The following is a 14973-nucleotide window of genomic DNA, read 5'->3' as shown; positions in this document are numbered from 1 at the left end:
CGGTCCGCAACTACACTTCAGGCTCAATGGATCACCACAAAACACCGGAGCCAGACCATGAAACAGCTACTCCCACTCCTGCTAGCCCTGCTGCTATGCTCCCCCGCTGCCAATGCCAAGGACAGCGATAACAACCGCTGGCAAGCAGTCAGAGCCGACGACGAAGGCACCGCGGTCTGGATCCTCGACACCCGAACCGGCAAGGTCAAGCGCTGCCTGATCAGCGGCGTCAGTGGACAGGGCAAACCGGACTGCACCCCGCTGAGTGATTAATGCTCTGATAAAAGCGCTTCACCATGCAACAGGGGCCTGGCCAGACTAACGAAGGGAGATGGGAGTGTTGCGATCTCAAGCCCTCAGCCGGTCTGCACCAACATATAAACCACCGTCATCGCCAACGTCAGCCCTAGCCCTCGGTTGATCCATCGCATCTGCTGGGGTGAGCTGAGCAGCCGTTTCAATATTGCCCCGAAATAAGCCCAAGATAGGGTGCAGCCGGTCATCACAAGCAAGAACAACCCGATGATCAGGCCAATCTGGATCGAAAAATGCTCGGTCGGATCGGCAAATTGTGACAATACCGTCATCGCAGCAATCCAGGCCTTGGGATTGAGCAACTGCACCAGAGCGCCGCTGACAAATCCTGAAGGCTGAGATTCATCAGCGGCGTTCTCGTTCCGTGAAAAAGCAATGCCCCAGGACAGATACAGCAGATAGAGTGCACCGGCGACTTTCAGCAGCTGGTATAGCTCCGGATAACGATCAAACAAACTCACCAAGCCAGCAGTGGCTCCGACAAACACCACCAGTACCCCAGCGGCAGTACCGGCAACAAAAGGAAGCGCAGCAGCAAAACCGTAACGATTCGAAATACCCAGCAACGTCAGATTACCGGCTCCAGGTGTGATCGACATCGACAGCGAAAAAAACAACAACGCGACTACCGCTTGAACACTCAGCATTTCAACTCCTTCACCACTCTTGATGCGTCTCGATAGCGAAGTAGTGTATGGAATCGGGCAGGAATTAAATTGCTTTATCTATTAAGATTCATACACATTAGAGCAGAATATTTCTCAAACAGACAAAATGAAGAAAGAAAAACCCAGCATGCAGTTTGATAGCACGGATCTCACCCTGTTGAAGCATATTCAATCGGATGGGCGAATCAGCAATAGCAAACTCGCTGAGAAGGTTAATCTGAGCGAAACGCCCTGCTGGCGACGTTGGAAAAAGCTCGAGGATGAAGGCTACATCGATCAGTATCGAGCAGTGCTGAATCGCAAAAAACTTGGCTTCAACGTGGTCGGTTTTACCCAGATTACCCTCAGCAGCCACGAGGAAGAGAACACCGATCTATTCGAGCAGTTCGTCGCCCAGACCGACTGGATCCCGTTATGCCACTGCGTCACCGGCACCTTCGACTTTCTGGTCCAGGTTGTGGCCCGAGACCTGGATGAATACTACGAACGCATCCACCAACTACGCCGCGTTCAAGGTGTCAGCGCGCTACACTCCAGCGTGTCGGTCAAAGAGATCAAAAACAGCAGCCTGCTGCCGCTGGATTAATCCTGCAGCCGAGGGCAAAGCGCTTGTGGAAGTCGACATGGCCAATGCCTTGATCATCAACGAATTCGAAGATCGCCGATAGATGCCTCATTGGATAGATTTTGGTGACTGGGTTGATCAACTTGGCTAGCGCGATAGTTCGCCATCACCACTCCCATCAGCACCAGCCCGCCGCCGAATAGCACCGGCAGCAGCAAAGGCTCATCCAACAACAGAATGCCGAACAGCACTCCGAACACCGGCACAAGATTGGTATAAAGCGCCGTTCGTGCCGGTCCCAACAAGGTCACACCCTGGTAAAACCACAGGAACGGAATCACCGTCCCCCCCAGTGCCAGGTAAAGAATCGCGGTGATCGCCTCTGAACTCAGCCCGACAAACAGACTAGCCGAAGGGCTGACCAGAGAACTGCCCAGTAACAGTAGGAATCCCCACAACGAGGCGTAGGTGGTTGCCGCCAGCGGAGTCAGCCCGCGTAGAGCCTGCTTACCGATCACCGTATAGGCGGCCCAGCTCAAGACCGCGGTGATGATCGACAGCTCACCAGCTCCCAGGCCGCTGCCCAAATTGTTGATCAGCAGGCTTAATTCACCCCGACTAACCACCAACGCCACCCCCAGCAACGCCACGACAAAGCCCAGCCACTTGAGCGGTGACATCCGCTCGCCGAAACCGACCGCCATCACCAGCGCCACCACAATGGGGTTCAGGGCCACAAAGATCGCGGTGCGCGACGCCGGCAACAGGGTCAGCGCCTGCAGGAAAAACAGGTTGTACAGAAACACCCCGGTAGCCCCCAACGCCATGGTGCTAAGCAGCTGACCGCGACTCAGCCGGGGCAGTCCGCCTTCGACTTTCCAACTGATCAACAGCAGCAACAGCAGCGCAACGCCGAAACGGGCGGTCGCCCCTGGCAGCGGCTCCACACTGGCACTCAGGACTCGGCCGGCCACAAAGGTCCCGGCCCACAGCATCGCCATCAGGATCAGACGGAGATGAATTGGTAAGCAGACTAAACGCTGGATACGGTTCAAGGAGTTCATCACAGAGTTGATCGATTTAAACTGCAGGAATGATATGGTTTCACTTATGTAAACTAATAAACAAATAAGGGATTGCTCATGACCAGAGTACAACTTGAGGTATTCTCGCTGCTGGCCGAGCTTCGCGGGTTTACGCTGGTGGCCCAGCGCCTGGGTATCAGTCAGTCCGCCGTATCCCATGCCCTCAAAAGTTTGGAGACCGATCTCGGGGTCCCACTGCTCGATCGCACAACGGCTCAGATCGAGATGACCGATATCGGTGTCCGACTGCTGCCCCGCGCCCGCGAAGTTTTGGGCCTGACCCAAACCATCCGCCAGGAGGCCGACGACTACCTCGGTCTACGCCAAGGTAGCCTGCGTATCGGCTCCTTCGGCCCCACCTCAACTCTGGTGCTGCTACCACCGATTCTTGAAAAATTTCACCAGAATTACCCCGATATCGAGGTGCATATCGATGAAGGCAGCGATGCCGATGTGGTGCAATGGATCCAACAGCGGCAGGTCGATCTAGGGTTCGTCGTTCTTGATGATGAACGCTTCGAAACCTACCCATTGCTTGAAGATCAATTGGTGGCGCTGGTACCCGGTAGCGGCGAACTGGCTGATCACGACCAGATTGAATTAAGCGAGCTATGCCAGCATCGGTTCATCATGACCGAAGCCGGTTCAAGTCCATTGATTGAAAGACTTTTCAGCGATGCTGGCTTGGTACCGACCATCAGCTCGCGGACCTCGCAGGTATTGAGCACCATGGCGCTGGTTGCCAGGGATGAAGGGGTCGCCATTGTCGCCGAATCCGCCATTCCGCAAATGGTGGAGATGCCGGGATTGGCAATCCGGCCGCTATCGCCCCGTCATCACCGTCGTGTCGGCCTGGCTCTGCTCGACAGCAATAAAGCTACGCCTGCAGCCCGAGCTTTTATTGAAATCGCTCAACAATCACACAGACGCTAAGGCCCCCGGCAGGCTTCGTCGACTCGCGCGGGTACGCTATAATCCGGGCCCGGTATACCTTTAACCGCTTCGCAATCTTCGAGGACCCCAACTTGACCCAGTTCCGTCCCTGTATCGACCTGCATCAGGGCCAGGTCAAACAGATTGTCGGCGGCAGCCTGAATGACCAGGGCGCCGCAACCAATTTTGTCAGCAATCACGATTCAGGCTACTACGCTGAGCTTTATCGTCGCCACAACCTGACCGGCGGCCATGTGATCGCTCTAGGCCCGGGCAACAGGGAGCAGGCGATCAAGGCCCTGCAGGCCTGGCCTCAGGGGCTGCAGTTCGGCGGTGGCGTCAATGCCGACAATGCCGCCGAGTTTCTGGAAGCGGGCGCCTCTCACCTGATTGTCACCTCCTACCTGTTCGAAGGCGGCCAGTTCAGTTGGGAACGGTTGGAGAAGATCAAGGCCGAAGTCGGTCGCGAGCGGCTGGTTCTGGATCTGAGCTGTCGCAAAACCGACGATGGCTGGCATATCGCCACTGATCGCTGGCAGACGGTGACCGAGCTGGCCATCACCCCCGAGACCCTGGCCGAGCTGGAGAGTCACTGCGACGAGTTTCTGATCCATGCAGCCGATGTTGAGGGACTACAGGGCGGTATCGACGAAGCGCTGGTCAGCCTGCTCGGTGCCCATGGCAACATCCCTATCACCTATGCCGGTGGCGCCCGTTCTCTGGAAGACCTCAAGCAGGTTGAACAGCTCTCCAACGGTCGAGTCGACCTGACCATCGGCAGTGCGCTGGATATCTTCGGCGGTAAAGGCGTTACGCTGGAGGAGTGCATTCAGTGGAATCAGCGCTGAGTTGCTGACAGCGATCGACCAACATGAACACTGAATTCTGCCCCCTACCCGACGGCGCCCGACTCTGGTACTGGGACGATTTTGCCCCGGGGCAGTGCTATCAGCTGGGCAGTTACTACCTCTCCAAGCAGGAGATCCTGGAATTCGGTCGCCATTACGATCCACTGACTATCCATACCGATGAAGCGGGGGCGAAACAGACCCCGTTGGGCGGCCTCTGCGCCAGTGGAATCCAAACCATTGCGGTTGCCCAGAAGTTACAGATCGAACAGCTGTTCAGTAAAACCGCCATCGTCGCCGGCGCCAGCATGAATAATCTGAAGCTTCGTCGGCCGGTTTGGCCGGATCAATCGCTCAGCGCCCGGATAAAGATTCAACGCTGCTACCGTATGCCGACCAACCCCAAGCACGGCATGGTCGAATACCAGATGTGGGTACTGGATCAGCAAGGCGCCCGGGTTGCCAGTTTTGAGATCGGCATCGTGCTGCAGTGCCGGCCCGACGCTCCTACAGCTGTAGCAAACTCGACGTCTACCAACTGAGTCGATACCAGCCCCGACTTTGCTGCAGTTGAAGCTGCAGCCCGTACAGCCGACTGAGGTTTTCGCTGGTCAGCACCTCGGCTTTCGGCCCGTCGGCCAGGATCTTCCCATCCATGATCAGCACCACCCGCTCGATCTCGGGAATGATCTCCTCCACATGGTGGGTCGCCAGCAGTAGAGCCCGTTCAGACTGGCACAGCTGCCGCAAGGTTTCGAGCAACTGATATGCCGCCCCGATATCCAGTCCGGCGGAGGGTTCGTCCATGATCAACAGCTCGGGCTGGTGTATCAGCGCACGGGCCAGTAGAAAACGGCGCTGCTGACCGGTAGACATCCGCTGATACATCCGCCCTTCCAGCTTACTTACCCCCAGCGAGGCGATAGCCTCCCGAGCCAAGGCGATCTGCTGCGGGTTCGGCTGTAAATGGGTATGAGCACCGATGGCGCCGAAAAAGCCCGATAGCACCACCTCCAGTCCGGTGGAGTACGGGGTATAGTCGACCTGAAGATCGTGGGAGACCAAACCGATCTTGCGGCGAAGATCCCACAGATCGACCGTTTCGGAGCCATAAAGCCTGACATAACTGTTTGGACGGACCACCGGGTAAATCTCCCGGGAGATCAACTTCAGCAGACTACTCTTACCCGAGCCGTTGGGGCCGAGAATCGCAACCCGCTGCTGCGGTGCTAAGCAAAAAGACAGCTCATCGAAGACCTGTAGATCTTCCCGGAAAGCACTGACACTACTGATTTCAACGATCGGGTGATGGCTCAAGCGACTCCCCACTTCAACGACCTTAACAATGGCTTAGGGGGTTAGGGTACTGCCAGGGCTGACATGCTGGGCGACAAGGTTATCCACTTGGCCGCTGGCTTGCAGCTCGGTGAGACTCGCGTTAAACCGCTCCATCAGCTCCTGGGCCTGAGTGTTAGACTTGGGAATGATGAGATGATGACCGATCCTGACAAAGGGCTTAGGCAAGACCTGAAATGCCTTTCGGCCGTTCACTTGCTTGCTTTTCAAAGCCTCGGCGGTCGTCCGGTTGGTCATTACCAGATCGACACGTTTTTTGGTCAATAAGCGGAAACAGCCTTCCATATCACTGGGATGGAGTAACTCGATACGCCCATCCTGCTGGAGCTGCTTTAGGCCAAACAGGTTATAGCCCAGTGGCTTGCAGACCCGCAGGCCATCCAGATCGGAGTCGGTCTCATATTTGAGAGGCTCAGAGGCCAGTCCGATAAAAACCTCTTCCAGGTTATAAAGCGGCTTCGAAAAAACCCACGTCTTTTGGCGCTCTTCATTCTTGGAGTAGGCAAACGTACCCATGAAACGCCCCCTCAGGGTGATCTCATAACCACGCTTCCATGGCAGAAAGCTGATCTCCACCGGCTCACCCATGTTGCTGAATGCCTGGGTGATAATTTCCGTTGCCAGACCACCGGCGGGGAGATCCTTACCGGTGAACGGAGGAAACTCCCCGGTCACCAGTTGATGGTTATCGGCTTTAGCTACAGTGGCTAGTACGGCGAGCAACAGCAAAGCGACAGCTCGCAGCTTACCGACCCGTAGTTGCTTATTAACCATCGTGGGATTCAAGGAAACGACTCTCTTGCTTGCAATCCATGCAAAGCTACGCCGAAAGTTTGGGATGTTCCATTAAAAATAGACCACCGAAGCAAATCTGCCTCACATCTGCGGCTATTTTCTATTTACGACTACTTCGCCTGACAAGGGTATAACCGCTGCAGCGACTCGGTGACCGCATCAATCAGTGCCGGCGCCGCATCAGGATTAGCAACAATATCTTCGACTACGGCATTACCCAGCTGACGGTAGGAACGGTCAAAACACCACTTGGCTTCACCGCCGGTTGCCATCTGCCGCTTTAGCGTATCCCGAATAGCGGTGACATAGCCCAGGCAAAAACCGCCCTTATCCGGTGAACTCTGGCAGATCGCCATAATATCCTGCGCAGTCGGCTTAGGCGCTGCCATGACTGGCAGACTCAGCATAGCGCCAAACAGCAGCAAGGTACGCGGCTTGAATTTCATCAGCTTCCCCATACGAATCAATCAACTAACCAGCCGCTAGTATACGCCCAGCACACTTCGATACGGAACTAGAGAAAATCTGAGATGGCGGCCAGGTCGAATGGTGGAAGGGTAAGTTTGGAGAAAAGCGGCAGCCCAAAATGGAGGCGGCCCCACCAGCCACACCCCGGCACACAAATCCACCGCTGTGGCTGCTCCCTTCCGGGCCTGACCAGGTTCACGGCTTATTGTTGCGGGAGGACCAATGGGGCCACCATAATGGCGACTATCACTCGAAAAAGCTGATAGTCAGCAACAGGGGCGGGATTATCCCCGATTCATTCGGAGGGCGCAACAGGGTTTTCTGCCTTTGCTCTGCTCAAGCTGCTGTTGGCAAGGTATTCCCGGATCATCCGATCGGCGGCCGGGTCATCCCACTCGACATAGCTGCGCAGGAAACTCAGCACCCGGCCCTGCGAATCGATGAAAAAACTGGACGGGAACACGTCGACGGGAAACTCGTAACTGAACGCCAATTTGGAACCGGTATAGAGCTCTAGATGCTCGACCCCCAAACGCTGATAGTAAGCCTTGGCACCTTCGTAGCCGCTACGATCCAGCGCCACAGCCACCACTTCGAAGCGCTCAGAACCCAGCCGCTGCTGAAGTCGGTCCAGCGACGGCAGTTCACGCAGGCAGGGCGGACACCAGGTGGCCCAAAAGTTCAGCAGAACCAACTTGCCCTTAAAGTCATCCAGACTGACCGCCTCGGACGCACCGCGCACGAAGTCTACCGAGTTGATCGTCAGTGGCGGATTGATCGGGATAAAGCTGTTGACGGTGCCATCGGAAGGCTCGGACTCATCATGATGAGCCTGCACTGAAATGCTCAGTAGCAGCATGGCGAGCATCACACTGGCTCGCCACAACCTAGCCATATCCCGACTAATGCTTAGGGACAACACCCTAATCACTCAAACTGGTGCAGCTGTTCGAGACTCAGGATGGTAATTTCCCGCCCTTTGACTTCAATAACCCCTTTTTGCGCCAGGGTCGACATCAGCCGCGAGAAGGTCTCGGGCTTGACCGACAGCCGCGAGGCGATTACATGCTTGGGTGAGTTCAGATAAAACTTGCAGCCATCTTGAGCACCGGAAGGCAGCTGACTGGCAAGGAATCGCACTACCCGGTAGGTGGCGTTCTGCTGGGTCAGGTTGAAGACGTCGTTCAAGCGCGAATGCAGCCGCATGCTCAGGTCACCCATGATCCGCATACAGGCATCTACATTGTGTTGCAGCAGCTCGTAATAGACGCTGCAATCGATGCCGTAGACCCGCGAGGCCTTGAGGGCCTGGGCGCTGACCGGAAACTGCGCTCGGCGCATGAACATCACCGCCTCGGCCACGGTTTGTCCGGGTGAGACGATCTCTATTACCTTCTCATTACCGTCCGGCGCAGTGCGGAACAGTTTGACCAGCCCGTCGGCCAGCAGGAAGAAGTGATCGGCGGGCTGCTCTTGGTAGAACAGAGTCTGTTCCGCCTTGAGCTCATGCAACCGGACAGACTTAATCATCTGTTCCAGCTCAGCCTCGGAGAAGTTGGAAAACAGGAAATGACGACGAATGGCGGCCAACGCCAACTGCTGCTGTTGTGCATCCATAAAAAAAGTGATCCTGAACCCAGAATTATCAATGATTTATTGTTTTACGCGCTAACGGCGGTAGCGGCTATTGTAACGAACACTTGAACCCTTTTCTTCATCTAATGGTAGACAGCGGCTTGCCAGAACGAAACTAATCCCATTGGAATGATTAAGCGATAGAGCCGAAACGGCCCAGCTCCGGCTTGAACACTATGAAAGCATGTCCTGAGGTCAGCCCCAGCCCGTGGGCAGCGCCATCAATGAAGTACGGCTGAACCTCATAGGCACAGCTAAACCAGGGTGCGGATCACCTTCTTATCGATCTTACCCACACTCGTTTTGGGAAGTGCCTCGACCAGCACGATCCGTTCCGGCACTGCCCATTTGGCGATCTCTCCCTGATCAACAAACTGCTGCAGATGTTGCTGGATCTGCGCCAGATCCAACTCGACACCTTCAACAGGCACGATCATCGCCAAGGGCCGTTCATCCCAACGCTCGTCAGGGATACCGACCACCGCCACCTCGACCACCGCCTCGTGCTTACTGATCAGGTTTTCCAACTCGATGGTGGAGATCCACTCACCGCCGGTTTTGATCACATCCTTGATCCGATCCTTGATCTGCACCACATGGTTGGGGTCGATCGAGGCGACATCGCCGGTATGTAGCCAGCCCCCGGCCCAAAGCTCCTCACTCTTTTCCGGCTCCTTAAAGTAGCCCTGGGTCAACCAGGGCGCACGAGTGACGATCTCACCCACCGCCTCACCATCGTGCGCCACCGGATTACCGGCCAGATCGACAATCCGCAGATCCACCATCGGCACCGGTATGCCAGTCTTGATCCGCGCACCTGTCTGCTGCTCGGCCGGTAGTTGGCGCGCTTCTTCGTCCAGATTGACCATCGTCAGCAGCGGGCAGGTCTCCGACATGCCGTAGGCTGTAACAAAGTTTATCCCTCGACTGGCCATCTCGTCAGACAGCGCCTGGGTCGGCGCGGCACCGCCGGTGAGCATATTCCAGCCTTTCAGGTCGGCCGTCTTGGCCGCCTCACAGCCGAGTACCATCTGCAGTACCGTCGGTACCCCGTGGGAGAAGGTCACCCCCTCGCGCTGGTACAGTTGCACCAGTTTGTTGGGCTCGTAACGTCCCGGGTAGACTTGCTTCACCCCCAGCATAGTCGCCACATAGGGCACTCCCCAGGCGTGGACATGGAACATCGGTGTCATAGGCATGTAGACATCGTCGCTGCGCAGCATCGGCACCGAATCCATAGAGCCCAATGCCGGCGCCATTGCCAGGGTATGCAGAACCAATTGGCGGTGACTGAAGTAGACCCCTTTAGGATTGCCGGTAGTTCCGGTGGTATAGAAAGTGGTCGCGATCGAGTTCTCATCGAAATCAGGAAACTGGTAGTCCGTCGAAGCGGCAGCCAACAGCGCCTCGTACTCACCGACCACCTTCAGTCCAGTCGCCGGCGCCTCGGCGTCGGTCAGTTGGATATAACCGCGCACGGTCTGTAACGAACCAGCCACCTGCTCGATCAACGGTAGAAAATCATCATGGACCAGCACCAGATCATCCTCGGCATGATTCATGGTGTAGATGATCTGCTCCGGACTGAGCCGAACATTCACATGGTGCAGCACAGCGCCGATCATCGGCACGGCAAAGTAGGCTTCCAGATAGCGATGGCTGTCCCAATCCAACACCGCCACGGTATCACCGGGGCTAATACCGGCATCGGTCAGCACGTTTGCTAGTCGTGCGATACGCTCATTCAAGCACAGGTAGTTATAGCGGCTGATATCGCTATAGACGATTTCGCGCTCGGGGTAATAGCGCTGCCCTGACAGCAGTAGGTTCTTTATCAGCAGGGGCGAGTGATGAGCATTAGCCGCTGGTTCCAAAATCCGTGTCTTCATTGGGGCTCCTTGGATATCGCGTTTATCGGCCAGTCGGCCTATTCCAAGCGTAGCTCCAATGTGCGCAGCCGCCAGCTGAGACTTAACATCTCAAATAGATAACTATTGGTTAGAACGGAAAACGACGGCTCGAATATCAACGAGGAATCGAGTAAGGAGTAGAACCAAGAAGAAAGTCGAGCAGAAAGATATATAGCGAGCCTGTTAGCGTATGATTCCTAGAAAAATACAGCCCAACGACTATTGAATGCCTACTGAGCTGTTATCTCAACCTGAGCGGTCATAGTCTCTAGATCAAACAAGTTATCGACCGTAACGATCTTCCAGTCTGACGATATCGTCTTCACCGAGATAGCTACCGGTCTGAACTTCGATCAGATCCAGCGGGATTTTACCGGGGTTCTCTAACCGGTGAACCTCTCCGATTGGGATATAGGTGGATTGATTCTCGCTGACCAGGAAGGTCTTCGCGCCACAGGTAACACGCGCTGTACCGTTAACTACGATCCAGTGCTCGGCCCGGTGATGATGCTTCTGTAACGACAGCTGCTCACCCGGCTTGACCCGGATGTGCTTAACTTGAAACCGTTCGCCCTGATCGATCGACTCGTAACTACCCCAAGGCCGATAGACACACTTCTGATCGGTCGCCTCCGGCCGCTGCTGTTGCTTAAGCTGGCTGACAATAGCTTTGACATCCTGGACCCGGTCCTTAGCCGCCACTAACAACGCATCAGCTGTCTCAACTACTACCAGCGAATCCACCCCAACCGCCGCCACCAAGCGATCAGTACTTGAAAGATAGCTATCACTCACCTCATGGGTCAGCACATCGCCACGGCAAACATTACCCGCTGCATCCTTAGGTGAAACGTCCCACAGTGACGACCAGGAACCGACATCACTCCACCCCGCATCTAAAGGCACCATCACCGCCCGATCGGTCTTCTCCATCACCGCGTAGTCGATCGAGATATCCGGGCTTTGTTTGAATGCTTCTTCATCAAGGCGGATAAAATCGAGATCCGGGTGCTCGCTAGCCAACGCCTGACGACAAGCGTTCAGCACCTCGGGTTGGAATTTCTGCAGCTCTTCCAGATAGACCGATGCCCGGAACAGAAACATACCACTATTCCAGAAATAACAACCGGCATCGAGATAAGACTGGGCCGTCGCCCGGTCAGGTTTCTCAACAAAGGCTTTAACTTCTCGTGAAACCTCTCCCTCACCCGCTTTGATATAACCGTAGCCGGTTTCCGGGTGAGCCGGCACGATACCAAAAGTCACCAGTCCCCCTGCAACTGCTGCAAGCCTGGCTTGATCTACAGCGCGATGGAAAATCTCATGGTCCTGAATCACATGATCGGCAGCCAGTACCAGCAATAGAGGGTCGTTACCGTCCTTAACCGCATGCAACGCCGCCAATGCCACCGCCGGCGCTGTATTACGCCCAGCTGGTTCCAAGATGATCCCACTTGGCTTGTAGCCCTCTGCCCGAAATTGCTCGGCCACGAGAAAACGGTGTGACTCATTACAGATCACCAAGGGTTCAGCCAGACTTCCCAAGCCAGCCAGGCGAGCCGCGGTATCTTGAATCATTGTGGTTTCATTGACCAACGGCAGAAACTGCTTTGGGCAGTGGCCACGAGAGGCTGGCCATAGACGGGTTCCAGACCCGCCAGACATAATGACCGGCACTAATTGCTGACTATCCATTTGTTGCGCGATCCTCTGTTTTGGTTAGAAACCTACGCGCTCCAGTGTAGTCTAAAAACCACCGCCCTTAGTACGCATTCTTATGAACAAAGCCTTTGAAAATAGTCAAAAAGATTATTTTCAAATCAAACCAGAGCGACCAGTTTTCGATGTAATAAAGATCATACTCAACCCGTTTTTCCATCTTGTCCAGCGTATCCGTTTCGCCCCGCCAACCGTTTATTTGCGCCCAACCTGTAATTCCTGGCTTTACCAAGTGGCGCTTCATATAGCCCCCAATTAATCCCTTGTACTGTTCATTATGAGCCACTGCATGGGGACGGGGGCCAACAATCGACATACGCCCCTGAAGCACATTAAAAAACTGCGGTAATTCGTCTAAGGATGTACGTCTTAAAAATGCACCTAAAGGAGTGATACGAGAGTCGTGCTTCTGCGCCTGTTTTACCACAGCTCCATTATCCTGCGCAGTCATGGAGCGAAACTTGTAGACCTTGATCTCTTCACCATTGATACCGTAACGACGTTGCTTGAAGATAATAGGGCCAGGAGAGGTCAACTTTATCGCCCCGGCTATCACTGCCAAAATCGGACTAATCAACAGCAGAATTATTAGCGACAAAACTCGGTCTTCTATCCCCTTTAGTACACGACTTATTCCATCCATCGGTGATGCAGAGAGATCGATTACCGGAAGACCTGCAATTTCGGACACGGAATGATTGATCAACTGGAAGCCAAAAATATCTGGTACAAAGCGTAGATCAACAGGGACATCATCTAACGATTCGAAAAGAGCCCGCATCCGCTGCTCATCTTCAAGAGGAAGACAGATCCAGACCTGATCAACTTTGTGTTGACGTACATAATCCGGACAGGAATCTAGATTCCCAAGTACCGAGAGGCCATTAAGAAAAGTGTTCAGTGTAGGCTGAGGGTCATCGGTGAAAAAACCTGCAACCTGTAGTCCGGTCCAATTCTCGGACAGCAAGGTTGTTGCCACCCGCTGTCCGAGCTCATCAGATCCGACGATAACTATCCTACGACTATTCAGCCCGTTTTCCCGTATGTAGCCCAAAAACCCACGCATCAGGAAACGGGACACCACAAGCCAGGCTAAACCCACTGAATACCACAGCCCAAACCAAAGTCGCGAGTACTCTTCTGATGTTTTGGTGAGTACAGCCAGCATGGCCAGCACTGCAAATAGCGAAGTCCAGCCCAAAAACAAAGCTCGCGCCTCCTCCATCTTGGTTGCGCCGCGCCATGTCCTGTATATGGAAAAGAATGGGTAAACAGTAAAAGAGGCAAAAGAAGCAACTACAACTGCTACGGTGTAGGCATGGTGAAAGGTACTGGTTCCAATTGCCCAACTCATAGCAACCCAGCAACTGAGCACAAGCACCAACCAATCTAGACCACGCAGGGTCCACATCAAAGTGTGAGAGTGCTCCTTAAGGAAGCCGCTGTATTTCATGCCAGAGATAAATCCATTTGATTAAGCAGCGGCCATTATGCCTTAGCCGAAGAAAACTCCATAGTGCCGCATAAGAGTGAAGCACCCAGGAAATTCGCTCATCCCCCGCTCTACCGTTCTAACGATGTTGAGCAGGTCTGTATAACGCTCAGCTAAGCCTTACACAGAAGAACCCTAGTTCATCCGTCACGATCTTTGTTGCTTGTGATCCAGTGCTGCAAACAGATGTTATCTTCCCCTTCAGAGCTTCCCACCATGGGAGCCTGGAAGAGGGAACCAACTGATTGAGATTGTGCGTTGTAGAAGAACTGAGTATAACCTAAGGAACATGAGATTAAGTCCCTCAGCATGAGACAATCCACGCTCTGATGTACAGAGGGCTATCCATGGATCACCAACTCTCCTTCGCTGACAGTAAGTTTAACAACAAGCACCGCCAAGCCCGCAAAGAAAAATTTCTTTGGAAGGGGTAACTATCTGACGCTCACATTACGATGATTGTAGTTATAAATAACTCTTATCTTTTATATTTATAAAAATCATAGAGCAATAACGTTATGTTTTTTGGATAGTCAATTAAATAACGTCTAATAAGCTTTGGCTCATCATACATCCTATATAGCCATCTTAAATTCAATCTATCAATCCAATAAGGATAATAATCAATATTCTTTGAAGATGCTGTTTGATGAAAAAATCCACCACAAGTAAAACCAACACCTCTCCAGCCAAGCTCCCATAAATCCGCCAAAAACCGCTCCTGTAACGGGCTCCCCATTCCGACCACGACAACAGCGGGAGACTCGATTACTAACTGTTGTAAAAACGTCTCTCTATCGCCTTTTGAAAAATATCCATTTCTTACTATGGATAACTTGAGACCTTCAAACTGTGCTGATATTTTACCAGAGGCAGAACATATTTCGTTGTCGCCAGAGCCAACCAGACAAACATCTAATCCGCGCGAAGCAGCTTCAGTAAAAACTTGAGGAGCCAAGGATGTCATATCAAAGGATTTTCTAGAAACCCTAAGACCTAGTAAGCGTAGAACCCAAACCAAGCCAATACCATCCACAAAGACCCCGGTTGATTTATCAAAACTAAATTTAGATTCCCTTAAAACACCATAAGAGTAAGGGTTAACAAAAGTATAAATTGCAGGTGAGGTTAAGGAAAACTGCGAACATAGACGATTAAAAAACATTATAAAATCAACTCATATG

The 14973-nt window shown here is 53.6% G+C and carries 16 protein-coding genes and 1 other RNA gene; 5 read left to right on the top strand and 12 right to left on the bottom strand.

What is annotated here, in order from left to right; translation table 11 throughout:
• Positions 1 to 57 precede the first annotated feature (57 nt).
• On the top strand, positions 58 to 273 hold the full coding sequence (locus tag DV711_RS08380) for a hypothetical protein (RefSeq protein WP_114695226.1): 216 nt from the start codon (positions 58 to 60) through the stop codon (positions 271 to 273).
• A gap of 83 nt (positions 274 to 356) precedes the next feature.
• Here DV711_RS08380 and DV711_RS08375 read toward each other — a convergent pair whose 3' ends face one another.
• Positions 357 to 962 (bottom strand): LysE family translocator, encoded by a 606-nt coding sequence (locus tag DV711_RS08375; RefSeq protein WP_207802582.1) that lies wholly within the window; start codon positions 960 to 962, stop codon positions 357 to 359.
• Positions 963 to 1110: 148 nt separating this feature from the next.
• Between DV711_RS08375 and DV711_RS08370 the strand changes: the two genes are divergently transcribed.
• Positions 1111 to 1569 (top strand): Lrp/AsnC family transcriptional regulator, encoded by a 459-nt coding sequence (locus DV711_RS08370; protein ID WP_207802581.1) that lies wholly within the window; start codon positions 1111 to 1113, stop codon positions 1567 to 1569.
• A gap of 56 nt (positions 1570 to 1625) precedes the next feature.
• Here DV711_RS08370 and DV711_RS08365 read toward each other — a convergent pair whose 3' ends face one another.
• Positions 1626 to 2612 (bottom strand): DMT family transporter, encoded by a 987-nt coding sequence (locus DV711_RS08365; RefSeq protein WP_114695224.1) that lies wholly within the window; start codon positions 2610 to 2612, stop codon positions 1626 to 1628.
• A gap of 78 nt (positions 2613 to 2690) precedes the next feature.
• Between DV711_RS08365 and DV711_RS08360 the strand changes: the two genes are divergently transcribed.
• From DV711_RS08360 to DV711_RS08350, 3 genes are all read left to right on the top strand, one after another.
• On the top strand, positions 2691 to 3566 hold the full coding sequence (locus DV711_RS08360) for a LysR family transcriptional regulator (protein ID WP_114695223.1): 876 nt from the start codon (positions 2691 to 2693) through the stop codon (positions 3564 to 3566).
• A 92-nt stretch (positions 3567 to 3658) separates the two neighbouring features.
• Positions 3659 to 4414: a phosphoribosylformimino-5-aminoimidazole carboxamide ribotide isomerase gene (hisA, locus tag DV711_RS08355; RefSeq protein ID WP_114695222.1), complete on the top strand. Its 756-nt coding sequence runs from the start codon at positions 3659 to 3661 to the stop codon at positions 4412 to 4414.
• Between the two features lie 23 nt (positions 4415 to 4437).
• Positions 4438 to 4956 (top strand): MaoC/PaaZ C-terminal domain-containing protein, encoded by a 519-nt coding sequence (locus tag DV711_RS08350; RefSeq protein WP_114695221.1) that lies wholly within the window; start codon positions 4438 to 4440, stop codon positions 4954 to 4956.
• Here DV711_RS08350 and DV711_RS08345 read toward each other — a convergent pair.
• The 10 genes from DV711_RS08345 to DV711_RS08300 form a co-directional block, all read right to left on the bottom strand.
• Complete coding sequence (locus tag DV711_RS08345) at positions 4946 to 5731, bottom strand: ABC transporter ATP-binding protein (RefSeq protein WP_243633769.1); 786 nt, start codon at positions 5729 to 5731, stop codon at positions 4946 to 4948. The two genes, DV711_RS08350 and DV711_RS08345, sit on opposite strands and share 11 nt — an antisense overlap.
• A gap of 33 nt (positions 5732 to 5764) precedes the next feature.
• Positions 5765 to 6544 carry a substrate-binding periplasmic protein gene (locus DV711_RS08340; protein ID WP_114695220.1) on the bottom strand — a complete coding sequence of 260 codons (780 nt, stop codon included), beginning with the start codon at positions 6542 to 6544 and terminating at the stop codon, positions 5765 to 5767.
• 131 nt (positions 6545 to 6675) lie between these two features.
• The gene (locus DV711_RS08335) at positions 6676 to 7011 is read right to left on the bottom strand and encodes a Rap1a/Tai family immunity protein (RefSeq protein WP_133297424.1); all 336 of its coding nucleotides are present in this window, start codon (positions 7009 to 7011) and stop codon (positions 6676 to 6678) included.
• A 150-nt stretch (positions 7012 to 7161) separates the two neighbouring features.
• An RNA gene (ffs, locus tag DV711_RS08330) (signal recognition particle sRNA small type) lies at positions 7162 to 7258 on the bottom strand.
• Between the two features lie 70 nt (positions 7259 to 7328).
• On the bottom strand, positions 7329 to 7928 hold the full coding sequence (locus DV711_RS08325) for a TlpA disulfide reductase family protein (protein WP_114695218.1): 600 nt from the start codon (positions 7926 to 7928) through the stop codon (positions 7329 to 7331).
• Between the two features lie 32 nt (positions 7929 to 7960).
• Positions 7961 to 8650 (bottom strand): Crp/Fnr family transcriptional regulator, encoded by a 690-nt coding sequence (locus DV711_RS08320; RefSeq protein ID WP_114695217.1) that lies wholly within the window; start codon positions 8648 to 8650, stop codon positions 7961 to 7963.
• A gap of 272 nt (positions 8651 to 8922) precedes the next feature.
• The gene (locus DV711_RS08315; protein WP_114695216.1) at positions 8923 to 10557 is read right to left on the bottom strand and encodes a fatty acid--CoA ligase; all 1635 of its coding nucleotides are present in this window, start codon (positions 10555 to 10557) and stop codon (positions 8923 to 8925) included.
• A gap of 303 nt (positions 10558 to 10860) precedes the next feature.
• The gene (locus tag DV711_RS08310; RefSeq protein WP_243633768.1) at positions 10861 to 12273 is read right to left on the bottom strand and encodes a mannose-1-phosphate guanylyltransferase/mannose-6-phosphate isomerase; all 1413 of its coding nucleotides are present in this window, start codon (positions 12271 to 12273) and stop codon (positions 10861 to 10863) included.
• 67 nt (positions 12274 to 12340) lie between these two features.
• Positions 12341 to 13750: an undecaprenyl-phosphate glucose phosphotransferase gene (locus DV711_RS08305; RefSeq protein WP_114695215.1), complete on the bottom strand. Its 1410-nt coding sequence runs from the start codon at positions 13748 to 13750 to the stop codon at positions 12341 to 12343.
• Between the two features lie 517 nt (positions 13751 to 14267).
• On the bottom strand, positions 14268 to 14954 hold the full coding sequence (locus DV711_RS08300) for a WecB/TagA/CpsF family glycosyltransferase (protein WP_114695214.1): 687 nt from the start codon (positions 14952 to 14954) through the stop codon (positions 14268 to 14270).
• Positions 14955 to 14973 lie beyond the last annotated feature (19 nt).

It is taken from the genome of Motiliproteus coralliicola (assembly GCF_003345655.1).
Classification (GTDB): Bacteria; Pseudomonadota; Gammaproteobacteria; order Pseudomonadales; family Balneatricaceae; genus Motiliproteus; species Motiliproteus coralliicola.
The sequence above is the reverse complement of the archived record's forward strand: the minus strand, read 5'-3'. Positions and strand labels throughout refer to the sequence as shown.